This window comes from Bacillus sp. SRB3LM, from assembly GCF_015712745.1.
Classification (GTDB): domain Bacteria; phylum Bacillota; class Bacilli; order Bacillales; family Bacillaceae_G; genus Bacillus_A; species Bacillus_A thuringiensis_K.
Map to the genome: position 1 here is coordinate 323,547 of NZ_VWVQ01000008.1, position 15,156 is coordinate 338,702.

The following is a 15,156-nucleotide window of genomic DNA, read 5'->3' on the forward strand; positions in this document are numbered from 1 at the left end:
GGATAAAAACACAATAATAGTAATTAAATTATATCAATGATTTTCACAACATATCGATTTACTGAAAAAAAATAAAAATAATAATAGGAGGTGTTGTTCAAAAACGCCTTCTATTATTATTCATACACTGTAAACTGTGGTTTACTCGGATGATCTTTTACTAGCGCATCATCTGGAAACTTTGAAACTTTTTGATATAAGGCAATGTCACCGATACAACCTGCTGTTAGTAGAATTCCTAAAAATGAGAGTAGCTCCAGATTCATAACTAATCCCAATACAATTGGCAAAATTCCAGTTGGTAAAAATGGAAGCATTAACACTTTCTTCATTTGCTTTACTGTAACCGCCTGTTTAGAATGAGCATATGCAACACCTAATTTCCAATTAACGCCCCATTTTAGTTCACTCCACGGAACACCTCCGATATAGCGAAAGCCAATTAAATGTATCGCTTCATGAATACAAACGAGAACAATTATTGCGATAATAAAAAGAAACATCGTTAATAATGTAACTTCAACTTGAACCCCACCTGAAAGAAATATATGTAAATAACCAATTCCAAACGCCAAAGCAATTATTATAAAAAATAAAGAAAAGTTTAATTTAACCATCGAAACAGTAACAGTCGTTTCTTTTCTTTTATCCATCTTCCCCCTCCTAAAATGTAAAGATATATTTACATTTATTCTTACATACAAAAAAAGAAACCGGCTACTTTACTTCGTAAAACAGCCGATTTCTTCTATATGTTTCATCGTACGCGCTAATACGTCATCGCGCATTATAAAGCTAAATTTTCTATTCGTTTTAATGTTGTCAGGAATGTCTTTTAATAAAACAGACCCTTTCGTTTCTTCGTAATGCGTATGTTCTTCTACCGCACTAATTGTTGCAAAATAAATGTTTTTAATGATTATTTTGTCTTTTCCAGATACTTTGTATTGTCCTAAGTAAGTTAAATCAGAAACTATGCCGCCGGTTTCTTCATGAACCTCTCGAACTGCCGCTTCTTCCGGTGTTTCCCCTAGTTCTACTTTACCACCTGGAAATTCAAGACCGCGACGTAAATGATGCGTTAATAACCATTGATCCCCGTACCGGCATACAACCCAAACATGCTTTGGCTCAGGAGAAAATGGATAACGTTCAAACGATAATTGTACAGTGTTGTGGTAATAATCTTTAAATTTGTACATGCCATTACTCCCCTATTGATGGTTACAAGTTTTTCCTACCACAAATTGTAGCATATTCTCGCTTTTCTGCATAATATTATCCAATTACAATCCATTGATTATTCCCATTTGCGCGACTAATTCTTTCGTCTCATGATTTCCTAAATCGTAAATCATTCTATATGCTTTTTGTAGTTGTTCATCATATCGGTCATTATTTGAATCGTGATGATACTCAACAAATGGAACGTGGGAGCGTACAAATGAACCTAAATCTTCTACATATGCTTGATCGAAGTGCTCTCTTAATTCCGTAATTTCCTCATCATTTGCATAAATTTCAAAATTATACGTATCCGCCGTCTTCACTTGTGAAATTTGACCATTTCCTATTGATATATAATATGTTTTTTTCGTTTCCATGTAACACCCTTCTTTCATCCTTTTATTTTCTATTGTTTTCATCAATTACAAAATTATGTGAAATAAAGAAAAGGAGGGGTTTTATGTTCAAAATATTAATTATCGGTATTATCATCGTCCTAATCATCCTCGTACTCTCCATCATGACAATTAATAAAGGCTATGCTTATAAACATTCCGTCGATAAACTAGAAGATAATCCTTATACAAAAAAGAATAAGGAAAATTCCTAATATGCTTCGTATACTCTGCATCACAATCGCACTCACTGTGTTCGTTATGTCGGCAATTGGATTATATACAGGTCAAAATAATTTTCTACCTCTTTCACAATTTCTATTAGGGGCTTTAATGTTTCTCATCGCATTTGAACAAATAAAGAAAAAGGAGGCAGCAACTGGGCTTATTTGTATTATTTCCGGTGCTTTCATTTGGATTGTTCTCATCATTAGCTATATAAAATAAAAGGAGGTACATGCATGCTAAAAGGAGTACGGATTACTTTATCACTTATTGCTTTATGTATAGCAATCTATAGTTTCTTTACTAGTAATAGAGAAATTATGCCTTATATGTTCATCTTTTTAGGGATGATGGCTTTCGTTATTAGTATAGAGGAAATCTTAAAACAGCAAAAAGGTGGTAGTATACTTGCTCTGTTAGCAGGAGCTGGTGCTTTATTTCTTGGCTTCTCAGAAATATTTCGATAAATAGTCTCTTTAAAGGAGGTATACAATGCTAACTGGATTACGCTATTTTTTCATGCTTCTCACACTCTCTCTTTGCACTTATTCTCTTGCTACCGACAACTTCACACTTCTCCCATACATGCAATTTGCTCTCAGTTGTTTCTTTATTCTTCTAGGAATTAATGAACTGAAATCCGGAAGAAAATCAATGGGTATCTCGCATTTTTTCGTTTCTAGTCTTATGCTCTTCATTGTAATATCGAACTACTTTCACTAAAGATAACATGTAATTTCCAATCACCTACTGACCATTACCTCTCACTAATTTGGATTTTTTAAACAGTTAATAAATTGGAGGATACTATGCTAACAAACCTTCGAATCTTACTATCTGCTATTGCTTTTATTCTTGCTTTTTTTAGTCTTTTTACACGAATTTCTATTCTTTTCTCTTATGTATTTATCCTTTTAAGCATCACATTTATTCTTTCGGGAGTTGCTGAAATACAACAAAAGCAAAAATCGAAAGCTATCTTTTGTTTTATAGTTGGGATAATCACTTTCTTCGTTGGGATTTCTGACATACTTCCATAAAAAAGAAGAGCTTGTGTGCTCTTCTTTAACTCACTACTTTCAATCCAATAATCGTCCCCATAATCCCAACAATACAAATAATCCGAAAAGCGTTTTTAGGTTCTTGAAAAAATAAAATACCGACAACTGCTGCCCCGAGCGTTCCGATTCCAGTCCAAACTGCATATGCGATCGATAACTGAATTTCTTGAAGCGCCATCGTTAAAAATTGAAAACTAATAATAAAACCACCTATTAAAATAATATTATTCGTCCAACTATTATTTTTTGCTACTTTCTTTATCCCAATTACACCGACAATTTCAAAGAGCCCAGCTATAATTAAATAGATCCATGCCACTTTATTTCACCTCTTCCTTATTCCCACTAAATTTCAATCCGATAATAAATAGTGCCAATAAGCAAACGAGGAAAACTTTGATGAGCGAAAATGGTTCTTTGAAATATAAAATATCTACCAATATCGTTCCAACTGTACCAATCCCAGTAAATACTGCATATGCCGTACCAATTGGAATTTTTTTAGTTGCTTCAATTAGTAGTTGAAAGCTCACTAAAATTGCAATGAGTGTCAAAATACTCATTGAATTTGTTTTTAATCCTGTCGCCCAATATATTTCAATTAAGCCCCCAAATACTAAATACATCCACGCCCTATTTATGCTAATCTCCTTTTTCTTTTTCACTTCTTCTTTTATCTCTTCTCTTGTTTCTTGTTTCGAAGAATTACGCTTCTTTTTCGGAAAAAGAATGTAAGACATCGCCCATATAAAATGAATAATAAGCACTGATGTCCAGACACTTGTAATCGTATTAATCGTTTCATTTTTATAAAATCCAATTTGTTTATTTAAAATCCACTCTTTCATATGAAGGAAATAGGAACCGCTTGGCAACTCTTGAGCTGGTACAAGCCCTACTATAAAAATAAATAGAAGCTGTGCAAAAATGAAAATCCCCAGATGCTTATAAAAATATTGCCTCTCCATCCGCGCATGCTTAATTCCATATAGCTTCTCTTTTCCCGCGCCAGTCATTTACCCTCCTCCTTTTTTAAATAACAATCTATCATCTTTTCTATATAATTCATCGTTTCTAAATCAAGTCCGTATACTCTTGCAATCTCTCCCTCTTCAGGTTTAATTAAATCCCAATACTTATTTATTAATTGTTCATCTTCATGAAATACGTGCATTGAAAAAGCCACTACCCTTTCCGCTAACATTTGAATTTCCGGTGAATCTACTGGTTCATTTATACGCTGACGAATTTCTCTTAATACTTGTAACCATTCTTTTGTTCTTTCATCGTTTTCTTCAAGTGTTGGTAAATCCTCTATAACCTTCTGTTCTTCCTCCATAAAATATTTTTGTCGGAAATTTTCTCTCTGCTCAATTCCCTGTACTGATTTTATGAATAACATTAAATCTTCTGTTTTAAGCTCTCCTGTTAATTCAATGGAATGAAATGCTGTATATAATAGTTTTTCTAAGTCCTTTAATCTTTTTACTTCCGCTTGTATTGTTTGAATTTCATTTTGAATTGCACTTTTCCATCTTTCTTCTGAATTGCACTTTTCCATCTTTCTTCTGAATTCCCCTTTTCCTCTTTTAACACTTTTTTTATTTCCGAAAGCTTAAAACCAAGCTTTTTAAACGTTGTTATTTGTTGCAATGTAATTACATCATCTTTTGAATAGTAACGATATCCTGACTCAGCAACGTACGACGGTTTTAATAATCCAATTTCCTCATAATATCTAAGTGTTCTCGTCGTTACATTCGTTTCTTTTGAAATTTCACCAATGCTATACTTATCCATCGTTTCCTCCTCACGCCTTATTTATCTTCACTATAAACTTTGACGTATACGTTAAAGTCAATACTCCATTCACACAAAAAACTCCTGTTTTTCAAACAGGAGCTCTCATTAATATATTCACCTACTGCCTTTCATTTCTTAAAAATGCTCATAAGTGAAACTCATTGTTTTTCTATAAAACCTGTACTTTTCTCTTTTACAAATAAAAAAACTGCCCTTTAACAGGCAGTTTTTCTTTATCCAAACACTTTCTCAAGTTCATCTTTATCTTGGCTTAACCAGAAGTTCATTAAGCGTTGTGCTCCTTCTAAGTCGTGAAGCTTCGCTTGACCACATTGTGTTTCATTTGCAGCTGGAATTTCTGTAATTTGAACCGCATCTTTTAATGTTAGTTCTAATAAATCAATAATTTCTCGTACTGTCGGTGTTCCGCTTACTACAAGATAATATCCTGTTTGGCAGCCCATCGGTGAAATATCGATAATATCAAAGTGCGGATAACGATCAATATATTTACGTAAATTAAATGCTAATAAATGCTCTAACGTATGAATAACATCTGGTTTCATTGCTTGTTTATTCGGTTGGCAGAAACGAATATCAAATTTATTTACAATACCGTCACTACCTACATTGTGAACTCCGCAATGTCTTACATAAGGTGCCTTTACAATCGTATGATCTAATTCAAAGCTTTCTACTGATGGCATACAACATCTCTCCCGCTTTTAATTTAATTCCGTTATATCCAATATGATATAACGGAAATGCACATTAGTAAAGTATTATGTACAGTCGTGCTATAATACTTTAAGAGTATGCTGAAAAGGAGACCATTATGAAACAGATTTTTATTGGGATTATACGCTTTTATCAAAAGTTCATTTCTCCGATGACACCACCAACATGCCGCTTTTATCCAACTTGTTCTCATTACGGATTAGAGGCGTTTCAAAAACATGGTGCACTCAAAGGTTTTTGGCTTACTTGTAAGCGTATATTAAAATGTCACCCTTTCCACCCGGGAGGATTTGATCCTGTCCCAGATAAAAAGGATGACAAAGTAAATTCTTAATTGTCGTAACCATTCACAACTAAATCTAATTTTCCTGTATCAGGATCTATAACAAGACCGTGAACAGGTACTTCTTCTGGAAGTAATGGATGGTTGCGAAGTATTGATACACTATGTTCTACACTTTCTTCTACACTAGAGAACCCTTGTAGGAATCTTTCTAAATCGATTCCAGAATAACGGAGTGTATCTAATTTCTCATTTGTTATACCGCGCTCTTTCATCTTCTCAATTGTACTGCTTGCCTGAATTTTTGCCATACCGCAATCGTGGTGACCAACTACACAAACTTCATCAGCACCAAGTTCATATACAGCAACTAAAATACTACGCATAATACTTCCGAATGGATGTGAGATAACAGCTCCTGCTACTTTAATAATTTTCACATCACCGTTACGCATATTCATTGCTTTTGGTAATAATTCAACAAGACGAGTATCCATACAAGAGATAATTACCATTTTTTTATTCGGGAATTTTCCCGTTTCATACTCTTCGTATCTTTTCTCTTCAACAAATTTTTCATTGTATTGTAAAATCTCTTCTAATGACTTCATAGTAAAAAACCCTCTTTTCTCTCATTTACATTACTTATATAGTGTACCAAAATATGAAAAACTCAAAAAGGATATCGCTTTATATTAAAAATAAGATGTTTTCAGATAATCGACATAATTCTTTCAAAATATACACACAGCTTTGTAACAAGTCTCACATACTTTAAACGTATTTTCACTATAAACTGATTGTAGATAATGTAAAAAAGGAGTGAATATTTATTATGTCCGACGTTCTGTTACTGAGTCGTTTTCAATTTGCAATTACTATTTTTTATCACTTTTTATTTGTACCTTTGACAATCGGACTTGTTATTTTGGTAGCATGTATGGAGACTCAATACGCCCGCACATTGAATCCAACATACCGCAAAATGGCAAATTTCTGGGGTAAATTATTTACAATTAACTTCGTAATGGGGATTATAACCGGGATTACGATGGAATTCCAATTTGGAACAAACTGGTCTGAGTACTCCAAATATATGGGAGATATTTTCGGATCACCTCTCGCAATCGAAGCACTTGTTGCCTTCTTCTTAGAATCTACTTTCATGGGAATATGGTTATTCGGTAAAGACAAAATTTCACCAAAGTTTCGTGCCTTCTGTATGTGGATGGTTGCACTTGGAACAAATATTTCCGCCCTTTGGATTATTACAGCAAATGGTTTTATGCAAAACCCTGTTGGCTATGTAGTACGTAACGGTCGCGCTGAATTAAATGATTTCTGGGCACTCGTTACGAATCCATACGCTTGGAATATGTTCTTTCATACTGTAGTTGGTTGTTATATCGTAGGTTCTTTCTTCGTTATGGCAATTAGTGCCTATCACTTATTACGTAAAAATGAAGTAGAATTCTTCAAAAAATCATTTAAGTTTGGTTTAATGTTAGGCTTATTCGCCGCAACAATTACACCGTTTATGGGACATCAATCTGGTGTATCAGCAGCTAAATATCAACCCGCAAAAGGAGCTGCGATGGAAGCAGTTTGGGAAACTGGAAAAGGACAAGGCTTCTCAATTGTTCAAATTCCTGATGTGAAAAATGAAAAGAACTTGGAATTCCTTACGATTCCAAAACTCGGAAGCTTCTTCTATACAAACTCATTTGATGGCGAAATTGTCGGTTTAAAAGATATTCCGAAAGATGAACGTCCAAATGTTAACCTCGTGTATTATAGCTTCCGCTTAATGGTTGCACTTGGTATGTTCTTTATGGCATTAACTTGGTACGGCTTCTATTTAAACCGAAAAGGAAAACTAGAAAACTCAAAACGCTATTTAAAAATTACAATATGGTCTGTCTTACTTCCTTATATTGCGATTAATGCAGGATGGATTGTCGCTGAAGTAGGTCGTCAACCATGGACAGTATATAAACTAATGCGTACAGCGGAATCTGTATCGCCTATATCAGTTCCACAAATTTGGTTCTCATTAATTAGTTTAATTTTGTTCTACACTTTACTTTTAATCGCAGACGTATACTTAATGCTGAAGTTCGCGAAAAAAGGACCTGCAGCATTAGAAGAACCTGCTACTGAGGGAGGTGTAGCCCATGTCTCATGATATGCTTGCAATCATCTGGTTCGGTTTATGGGGCGTGATTTGGACAGTTTACTTCATTCTTGACGGGTATGCACTTGGTAACGGAATGATTTTTCCCTTCGTTACGAAAGACCGACAAGAACGAAATCAATTACAAGAAGCAATTGGCCCGTTCTGGGGCGGTAATGAAGTATGGTTGATTACAGCTGGTGGCGCAACATTTGCTGCCTTCCCAGTCACATATGCTAATATGTTTAGCTATTTATATACACCATTATTCTTAGTATTACTTGCACTGTTTGCTCGTGCCGCTGGACTAGAATTCATGCATAAAGATGATTCACCAATTTGGCAAAAAACTTGTAAATGGGCATTTGCAATTGGCAGTTTCCTAATCGCCTTCTTATTCGGTGTTACATTCGCTAATCTTTATTATGGACTACAAATCGGAAAAAATGGCTATGAAGGAAATTTGCTTAGCTTATTAAACCATTACGGTATATTAGGTGGTATTTTCTTCACTGCTATATTTGTCGTATCCGGTGCCCTTTGGGTCATGATTAAAACGACTGGTGAAGTATCTGATCGTGCTTATAAAATCGCAAGACCGTTTTCAATGGCAGCTGCTATCATTTTAGCTATCTTCTATGTAGCAACTGCTAATCGGACAAACTTATTCCAAAACTTTACGGAATATCCGGTACTATTCATTCTTCCAGTACTTGCAATGTTAATGAGTGTACTCGCACTTATTATGGTGTACAAACATAAAATTGGCCTTGCATTCACATTCATTTGCCTAACAATCGCAATGTTTATGACAACTGGCTTTGCAGGTATGTTCCCAAGAATGTTACCATCTCGTATTAACGATGTATACAGTACAACGTTATACAACGCAGCTGGTAGTCAATTAAACTTAAAAATTATGTTCTTCGTTGCAATGGTCATGGTACCAATCGTTATTGGATATCAGCTTTGGAGCTACAGTATCTTTAAAAATAAAATTCATAAAGACTCTGCTAAAGGGTATCACTAAGGTAAAAAAAAGACACTTCATTTGAAGTGTCTTTTTTTTACGTATGATTTTCGATAAGATGTTATATTTCTAATCTAACAACTATACTACAGAAGAATCATTAACAGCTCACAGCTAGATTGTAGCACAGGGCAAGTTCATCATTTTATGCAACTTTGCATATTTCTCTATAAAGTAAATTGTATCCCTTGGTCATTTGCATCACTATCCCATACATCTGCTGTACTAATCCCGCTAAATGTTTGTACTTTAATCCCTGTATTCGATGATCCCGATCCATTATAAGCTTTCGTTTTTTCAATCGGCTGTACGTTATATTTGTCACCTACATTAATTGTTCCATTGCAATTTTCAATAATAACCCCTTCCACAACTGCCGGCATTTTGTCACCCACTTTCATTTCTTTACTTTTATTTTATGAAAATCGCCTAGAAAAATAGCATGTTTTAATAAGAAAAAGCACTCAATTTGAGTGCTTTTTCTTTAAGCATAAAGACAAGTTTGGAGACAGTTGACTTCTTCAAAATTTTATTAGGGGTAATATTTTGAAAAAGAAAGCCTTTCATATGTAGATTAACACCACTGGAATATATAGTAAATTGATAATGTTTATACGGAAGATTGCTAATGTTTAGTATAGATAGTTTACACTATGCTAACAGTGAAAACTATCTATACTAATAAAAAAAGGTGCCTTCAAAAAAGACAACTTTCAAAAACAGACACTATAAAACAGAATTATTTATTGTTATATGATTGTTAGATACAAAAAGTAGAGGGAAATGTTTGTATTAAATTCTGCTTTATAAAGTCTGTCTACAACTTATATTGTAATCCTCTGCCTTTGAAAAAAAATATAATATGCACAATTGCATACAAAAAGAAAAAGCACTCTACTGAGTGCCTTTTCAACCATTTTACTTTTAATATATCGCTTTGAATATATTGTAACATACGTATCTATATATTTTATTGAGAAAATTCAAAATCCTTTTTCTTTCATTTTCAATTATAAAATCATGTAATATAAAAGGTATGTCAAATTCTTATACAAGTTGAGGTGTACTATATTTATGATGTATTTTGGAATTATTCCTCTTATACTGTTTATTATTTTTCTTATCTCGTATTTAAAAGATCCGCGAAAAATAATAAACGGCTTTTTATTTAATGCCTTTATCTGTTCATTTCTATTATTTTGCGCTATAGCCTCATTTGAGTCTGGTAATAACGATTTACATTTTATCGTTATCATCCCCATGTTAGCACTACTTGTAATGATACCTTTTGCTATAGTCGCTTTAATGTTCGGACTTTTTCTTAATGCAAAAATTTTAATGCAACGTGAAGGAAGGCGTTTCACAAACTCTTTAACTTTAATTGCTGCTTTAGGGATTTTATTCTTTATAATGCTCCCTATCATAAACCCAGCAAGTTTAGTTTCATCGCATTTAGAGCCTATTTTTGCAGCTATTTCTCTTATAAGCTTCTATTTCTTTATACACTTATCTAACTTCTTAAGCGCATATTTTTTATACCAATTCAACAGACCAAGACGTAATCAAGATTTCATTATCGTTCTTGGTAGCGGCTTAATTAATGATAAAGTACCACCATTACTTGCAAGCCGCATTAATAAAGCTATCGACTTCTATTGGAAACAAGCCGCTGTGAATACACCACCAACAATTATTTTCTCTGGTGGTCAAGGTCCAGATGAAGGCCTTCCAGAAGCAGAAGCAATGCAAAATTATGCTGTTGAAAAAGGAATTCCGCTTGAACATACAGTACAAGAAAATCGCTCTGTAAACACATATCAAAATATGTTGTTCTCTAAAGAAATTATGGATTCTTTAAAACCTGAAGGTAAATATAAAAGTATTTTTACAACGAATAATTTCCACCTTTTCCGCGCTGGTATATACGCTAGACAAGCTGGTCTTAATAGCCAAGGAATCGGGTCAAAAACTGCATTTTATTACTGGCCTAACGCAATGATTCGTGAATATGTTGCAATTGTCGTAATGGGACGTAAGCGTCATATGAAAATATGTGGAACTATTTTAGGTTTCGCTTTATTCATATCAGTACTTAGTTTTATATTTTCTTAATAGTATCCCATCCTTTGAAAGGATGGGATTTCTTATACTCATTTCAAAAATATTTTAAAGATAATATGGTGATAATATTCCCTGCATACATCCATTAAAGGAGAATTTTTTCAAATTAAATGTTAAAATGAAATTTAGGTGTGAATAACGTAACAAATAAGAAACTAGTTTGAAACGAGGAAATTATATGGAGAAAATTATCAAAAACAAGCCCAATAAGCTAAAAATTGCTTCAAAAGCTTTGATGATTATTATTGGGGCATTTATCACAGCGTACGGATTAGAAGCGGTATTAATTCCAAATAACGTATCAGACGGTGGTGTAACTGGTTTAAGTATCGTTAGTTCAAGATTATTTGGATTGCCATTAGGAGCTCTAATCGCAGTTATTAACATTCCTTTCGTTTGGTTAGGGTATAAGCAAATCGGTAAAAGCTTTGCGATTTATTCTATTATCGGAATTGCTTCATTAGCAGTAGGTACCGTTGTCATGCACGGAATACCAGCTATTATTGAAGGTGATACATTATTAGTTACAGTTGTTGGTGGTATTATCATCGGTTTTGGTATGGGACTAGCATTACGTAACGGTGGGGCATTAGATGGAATCGATATGCTTGCTGTATTGCTTTCTCGTAAGTTACCATTTGGAACGAGTGACCTTATTTTATTCTTAAACATGTTCGTATTTATTTTCGTATCAACGGTATTCGGCCTTCAAGGAGCTATCCTTTCGGCAATTGCTTACTTTATCGCTTCGAAAGTGATTCATATCGTTGAAGTTGGTTTAAGTGGTTCAAAAGCATTTAAAATCATTACAAAAGAGCCTGAATTAATGGTAGAAACAATTCGCGATCGTTTAGGCCGAAGTGCAACATATAACGAAGTATACGGTGGTTATTCAAGAGAGAAGTTCAAAGAAATTTCTTGTGTAATTAACCGTTTAGAAGAAAGTAAAATGAAAGAACTTATTAATGAAATCGATCCACACGCTTTTATTACAGTTTATGATGTAGCAGAAGTAAAAGGCGGTAATTTCAAGAAACGTGATATTCATTAATCGTTATGAAAAAGAGGGTGTGCCTGGTCATCTCCCTGTCAAGTAGACAGTAATAAAAAGAGTATTATGCCACGGCCTTTTCCCGATATTCTATCGGGGAAAGGCCGTGAAGTTTTTCTTGGAATCTTTCTGTATTATAAAACTGAATATATTCTTGAATTGCTCGGTAGGCCATTTCATATGTTTTTGGGCGCACTAAATACAACTTCTCTGTTTTTAAATGTGAGAAGAATGATTCGATACACGCATTATCAAAACAGTTTCCACGTCTAGAATGACTACCGACAAATCCTAATTTCTCTAACTGTTTTGCGTAGGATTTAGATGTATATTGAAACCCTTGATCTGAATGGAAAAGGGGCTTAGTAGTTAATGACTTCCCTTCTAATTGACGTAATGTAGTTAAAACCAAATCTAAATCATTTCTTGAAGATAGCTTCCAGGCAACAATTTCATTGTTGTATAGATCTAACACAGCTGACAAATAGGCAAATTGTTCTCCGATTCGTACATAAGTAATATCTGTTACGAATTTTTGGTTTTGCTTTTCAGCTTGAAACTCTCGATTCAAATGATTTTTAAATACCACAGATGTTTTTCTTCCATAAAACGGACGTTTTTTTCGAATGATAGATTGAATACCCAGCTCTCTCATAAGACGACGAACACGTTTATGATTCATTACCATTCCTTCTCGAGCCAAAGCACGAGTCATACGTTTATACCCATAGTAAGGGTGCTGACGATGAATAGATAAAATATGTTCTTTATGCCACCTATCCCTTTTCTGACGTAAACGCTGCACGTTATGATATTTCCGCCATTTATAGTAGCCAGCCTTAGAAACTTCCGCGATTTGAAGCAACCATCGGAGTGGATAGGCTTGGCGTAATGAATCGATAAGAGAAAATCGTTCTTTCTTTAGGACCATTCCTTCCCATGTAGATTTGGATTGCGCTTTTTTAAATACTCAACCTGTGCCTTCAAATAAGCATTTTCTTCTTCTAGACTATTAAAATTCTTTCGATTCCAGACACCACGTTGATCATCAAAGGACTCCCCCTGTTGCGCACGTTTTACCCACTCAATAATCTGGGCATCGCTCTTCACACCGAGTTGTTCACGAATTTCTCGCAATGATTTTCTCTCTTCTAATCGAAGACGAACTGCTTCTCGCTTTAGTTCTTCTGTATATTTTTGAAATGATTGTCCTTTTCTTGCCATAAAAAAATCCCCTCCAGATAAAACAGTATTGAGTCCATCATATCAGATGGACTCTTTTTTTACTGTCTACCTATAGGGGGTAATACCATATACCTCCAACTCCGTTTTTATGGGCTAATTTGCTCCTATGGCACATAGGAGTGCTCTTTTATCAGGCCCTTTCTCTCTGGAGTAAAACAGCCAAAATACAACAGATTATTTACATTGGCAAGGCGACTTCATATTATTTGAAGGTTGCCCGCACTGACAATTCGCGTTATTCGCAGATACGTTTGTCTGTGCTCCTAGAGAAGAGTCCGTTGCCATTATAGATGCTCCTGGTTGTGCGAGTGGAGTAGCAACCCCAATGGTATTTATTACTGTATCTCCACCTGAAACACTATGTGGTGTGATTTCTTCATATATCATTTCTTGTACTTCTACCCAATCTACCGTAAACTCTGCACCCTCTGATTGAATAATCAAATCCACTTGGCTCGTATTCGCATCTGGATAGAAATAGAATTCTTGGGTCATAAAAGTAGGTTGGGTGAAGAATAACATATGTCTTTGATTTCCTGGTGGCACAATGGAAATCGTTCCTTGTCCTTTGGCACGAACGCGAACACGATACTCTGTGTTGCCGCCCTCACTTGGTAAGGTAATGATTTGAGTAACTGTGCTATCCCAATTCGATAATGTCAAGACAGGTTTCCGATTACTGTCTTGTGGGAAACTCACTGTACCGGCTATATTCCAGTTTTGTGCTTGTTGAAGAAACAAACCATTTTGAACAATATTCCGTGCTTGTAGTTGATTCCAAGCGCGAAGAGCGGCTTGATAGATTGCTGCTTTTTGTTGTGCATATCGATCTTGCATTGGTATACCTGGCATAGATCCTTCTTGAGGAGCACTGTTTTGAAGTGCTGTTAAGTTCTCTATATCGGTATAACTTACGTTTGGTCCGATCGTTCCGCTCCAATTGGATGAATCGTACATGGCATTTAATTGATTTGTAGCCTGCTGTAAACCCGCAGTGATTTGTGCCTGTTGCGCCAAATAGGGTTGTAGCCATTGTTCCTCTTGGTTTTGTGCTTTTCTTATTTCTGCCGCAGTTAGTGGGCGTCCCTCTGTCAAGGAAACTTGACTTATTTTTGCGAATCCATTCGACGGTACGGTAAAACCAACTGTAATGCCTATATTCGCTTCTGGATGTAATGCACCTACATCAATTGGATATTGAAAGAAGTTTGGACTACTGTTAACACCTTCTACAGAAGTTGGCAGAGACGTAGAATAGGCTACATTCACGACTTGATTGACTTCATTTCCATAGCGGGAAGCCATAATTTGTAGAGAATCCGCTTGTAAGACAAAAACGGATAGATAATAACGTGTATACGGTTTTAATACTGATTCCGGTACAGTCTGATAGGCATAAGATGGATATACAAGGGAAGAAGGAGGTAACACCAGTTGCTGCCCCGCGTATTGTGAGTCTCCTGATGAGATGAACACCTTGCGTCCAAGTTGCCACCCTTCACCTGTAAAACTCCCACTGCGCAATACATTTTGTGATTTACTCAGACGTTTTGCCTGATTCACTTGTGTATTTAATTCCCGTTTTTCTATTGCATAACTATTTGGTAGAGATTGAACTTGTTGATGCACATAATCAATCCAGTAATCGGTCACACCGGGAGCTAGTTGATTCGGATTATCGGTCGAAAAAAGACTTTGTGTCATCACACGTGTTTGTGCCAAATTGTTGAAAGGGAATTTAACAGCGGATGTTATTTGATCTGTATTTATCATCATATAATCACTCCTTTAGATCTTTAATAGG

At 35.0% G+C, this 15,156-nt stretch carries 19 protein-coding genes and 1 pseudogene; 9 read left to right on the forward strand and 11 right to left on the reverse strand.

The window, feature by feature from the left end:
• Positions 1-116: 116 nt before the first annotated feature.
• From F3I02_RS08590 to F3I02_RS08600, 3 genes are all read right to left on the reverse strand, one after another.
• Entirely contained in the window at positions 117-653 is a 537-nt protein-coding gene (locus tag F3I02_RS08590) for a DUF3267 domain-containing protein (RefSeq protein WP_000361278.1), read from the reverse strand.
• A gap of 69 nt (positions 654-722) precedes the next feature.
• Positions 723-1,202, reverse strand: coding sequence for an antimutator 8-oxo-(dGTP/GTP)ase (gene mutTA, locus F3I02_RS08595; protein ID WP_000276385.1), 480 nt, complete (start codon positions 1,200-1,202; stop codon positions 723-725).
• 84 nt (positions 1,203-1,286) lie between these two features.
• Complete coding sequence (locus F3I02_RS08600; RefSeq protein ID WP_000448412.1) at positions 1,287-1,604, reverse strand: hypothetical protein; 318 nt, start codon at positions 1,602-1,604, stop codon at positions 1,287-1,289.
• A gap of 83 nt (positions 1,605-1,687) precedes the next feature.
• Here F3I02_RS08600 and ytzI point away from each other — a divergent pair, with 83 nt between their 5' ends.
• The 4 genes from ytzI (at position 1,688) to F3I02_RS08620 (ending at position 2,887) form a co-directional block, all read left to right on the forward strand.
• On the forward strand, positions 1,688-1,837 hold the full coding sequence (ytzI, locus tag F3I02_RS08605) for a YtzI protein (RefSeq protein ID WP_000472791.1): 150 nt from the start codon (positions 1,688-1,690) through the stop codon (positions 1,835-1,837).
• Between the two features lies 1 nt (position 1,838).
• Positions 1,839-2,069 (forward strand): DUF3953 domain-containing protein, encoded by a 231-nt coding sequence (locus F3I02_RS08610; RefSeq protein ID WP_196477833.1) that lies wholly within the window; start codon positions 1,839-1,841, stop codon positions 2,067-2,069.
• Between the two features lie 14 nt (positions 2,070-2,083).
• On the forward strand, positions 2,084-2,314 hold the full coding sequence (locus tag F3I02_RS08615) for a DUF3953 domain-containing protein (protein WP_000912056.1): 231 nt from the start codon (positions 2,084-2,086) through the stop codon (positions 2,312-2,314).
• Positions 2,315-2,656: 342 nt separating this feature from the next.
• Positions 2,657-2,887 carry a DUF3953 domain-containing protein gene (locus tag F3I02_RS08620; RefSeq protein ID WP_000957185.1) on the forward strand — a complete coding sequence of 77 codons (231 nt, stop codon included), beginning with the start codon at positions 2,657-2,659 and terminating at the stop codon, positions 2,885-2,887.
• 25 nt (positions 2,888-2,912) lie between these two features.
• On the opposite strand, the gene F3I02_RS08625 is transcribed toward F3I02_RS08620, so the two are convergent.
• The 4 genes and pseudogenes from F3I02_RS08625 to luxS form a co-directional block, all read right to left on the reverse strand.
• A complete protein-coding gene (locus tag F3I02_RS08625) occupies positions 2,913-3,227 on the reverse strand; it encodes a DMT family transporter (protein WP_000312334.1) in 315 nt (104 codons plus the stop codon).
• Position 3,228: 1 nt separating this feature from the next.
• Positions 3,229-3,924: a DMT family transporter gene (locus F3I02_RS08630; RefSeq protein ID WP_000145222.1), complete on the reverse strand. Its 696-nt coding sequence runs from the start codon at positions 3,922-3,924 to the stop codon at positions 3,229-3,231.
• A pseudogene (locus F3I02_RS08635) lies at positions 3,921-4,708 on the reverse strand (MerR family transcriptional regulator). The gene F3I02_RS08630 and the pseudogene F3I02_RS08635 overlap by 4 nt, the downstream one beginning before the upstream one ends.
• Before the next feature lie 236 nt (positions 4,709-4,944).
• Positions 4,945-5,418, reverse strand: coding sequence for an S-ribosylhomocysteine lyase LuxS (gene luxS, locus F3I02_RS08640; protein ID WP_001141371.1), 474 nt, complete (start codon positions 5,416-5,418; stop codon positions 4,945-4,947).
• 128 nt (positions 5,419-5,546) lie between these two features.
• On the opposite strand from luxS, the gene yidD reads away from it, so the two are divergent.
• A complete protein-coding gene (yidD, locus tag F3I02_RS08645; protein WP_000809334.1) occupies positions 5,547-5,783 on the forward strand; it encodes a membrane protein insertion efficiency factor YidD in 237 nt (78 codons plus the stop codon).
• On the opposite strand, the gene F3I02_RS08650 is transcribed toward yidD, so the two are convergent.
• Positions 5,780-6,343 (reverse strand): beta-class carbonic anhydrase, encoded by a 564-nt coding sequence (locus F3I02_RS08650; protein ID WP_000838173.1) that lies wholly within the window; start codon positions 6,341-6,343, stop codon positions 5,780-5,782. The genes yidD and F3I02_RS08650 overlap by 4 nt on opposite strands.
• A 224-nt stretch (positions 6,344-6,567) precedes the next feature.
• Between F3I02_RS08650 and cydA the strand changes: the two genes are divergently transcribed.
• Complete coding sequence (gene cydA / locus F3I02_RS08655) at positions 6,568-7,917, forward strand: cytochrome ubiquinol oxidase subunit I (protein ID WP_001286196.1); 1,350 nt, start codon at positions 6,568-6,570, stop codon at positions 7,915-7,917.
• Positions 7,907-8,935 (forward strand): cytochrome d ubiquinol oxidase subunit II, encoded by a 1,029-nt coding sequence (gene cydB, locus F3I02_RS08660; protein WP_196477834.1) that lies wholly within the window; start codon positions 7,907-7,909, stop codon positions 8,933-8,935. Before cydA ends, cydB begins: the two co-directional genes overlap by 11 nt.
• 167 nt (positions 8,936-9,102) lie before the next feature.
• Here cydB and F3I02_RS08665 read toward each other — a convergent pair whose 3' ends face one another.
• Positions 9,103-9,336, reverse strand: coding sequence for a spore germination protein (locus tag F3I02_RS08665; protein ID WP_277997885.1), 234 nt, complete (start codon positions 9,334-9,336; stop codon positions 9,103-9,105).
• Between the two features lie 676 nt (positions 9,337-10,012).
• Between F3I02_RS08665 and F3I02_RS08670 the strand changes: the two genes are divergently transcribed.
• Together F3I02_RS08670 and F3I02_RS08675 are read left to right on the forward strand one after the other, a co-directional pair.
• Positions 10,013-11,047, forward strand: coding sequence for a YdcF family protein (locus F3I02_RS08670; RefSeq protein WP_033690171.1), 1,035 nt, complete (start codon positions 10,013-10,015; stop codon positions 11,045-11,047).
• Positions 11,048-11,234: 187 nt separating this feature from the next.
• The gene (locus F3I02_RS08675) at positions 11,235-12,107 is read left to right on the forward strand and encodes a YitT family protein (protein WP_000411244.1); all 873 of its coding nucleotides are present in this window, start codon (positions 11,235-11,237) and stop codon (positions 12,105-12,107) included.
• 64 nt (positions 12,108-12,171) lie between these two features.
• On the opposite strand, the gene F3I02_RS08680 is transcribed toward F3I02_RS08675, so the two are convergent.
• A protein-coding gene (locus tag F3I02_RS08680) for an IS3-like element ISBth8 family transposase (RefSeq protein WP_196477519.1) occupies positions 12,172-13,331 on the reverse strand; the annotation gives its coding sequence in 2 pieces (ribosomal slippage) (positions 12,172-13,073 and positions 13,073-13,331; 1,161 coding nt in all).
• Between the two features lie 195 nt (positions 13,332-13,526).
• Positions 13,527-15,128: a hypothetical protein gene (locus tag F3I02_RS08685; RefSeq protein WP_196477777.1), complete on the reverse strand. Its 1,602-nt coding sequence runs from the start codon at positions 15,126-15,128 to the stop codon at positions 13,527-13,529.
• Positions 15,129-15,156 lie beyond the last annotated feature (28 nt).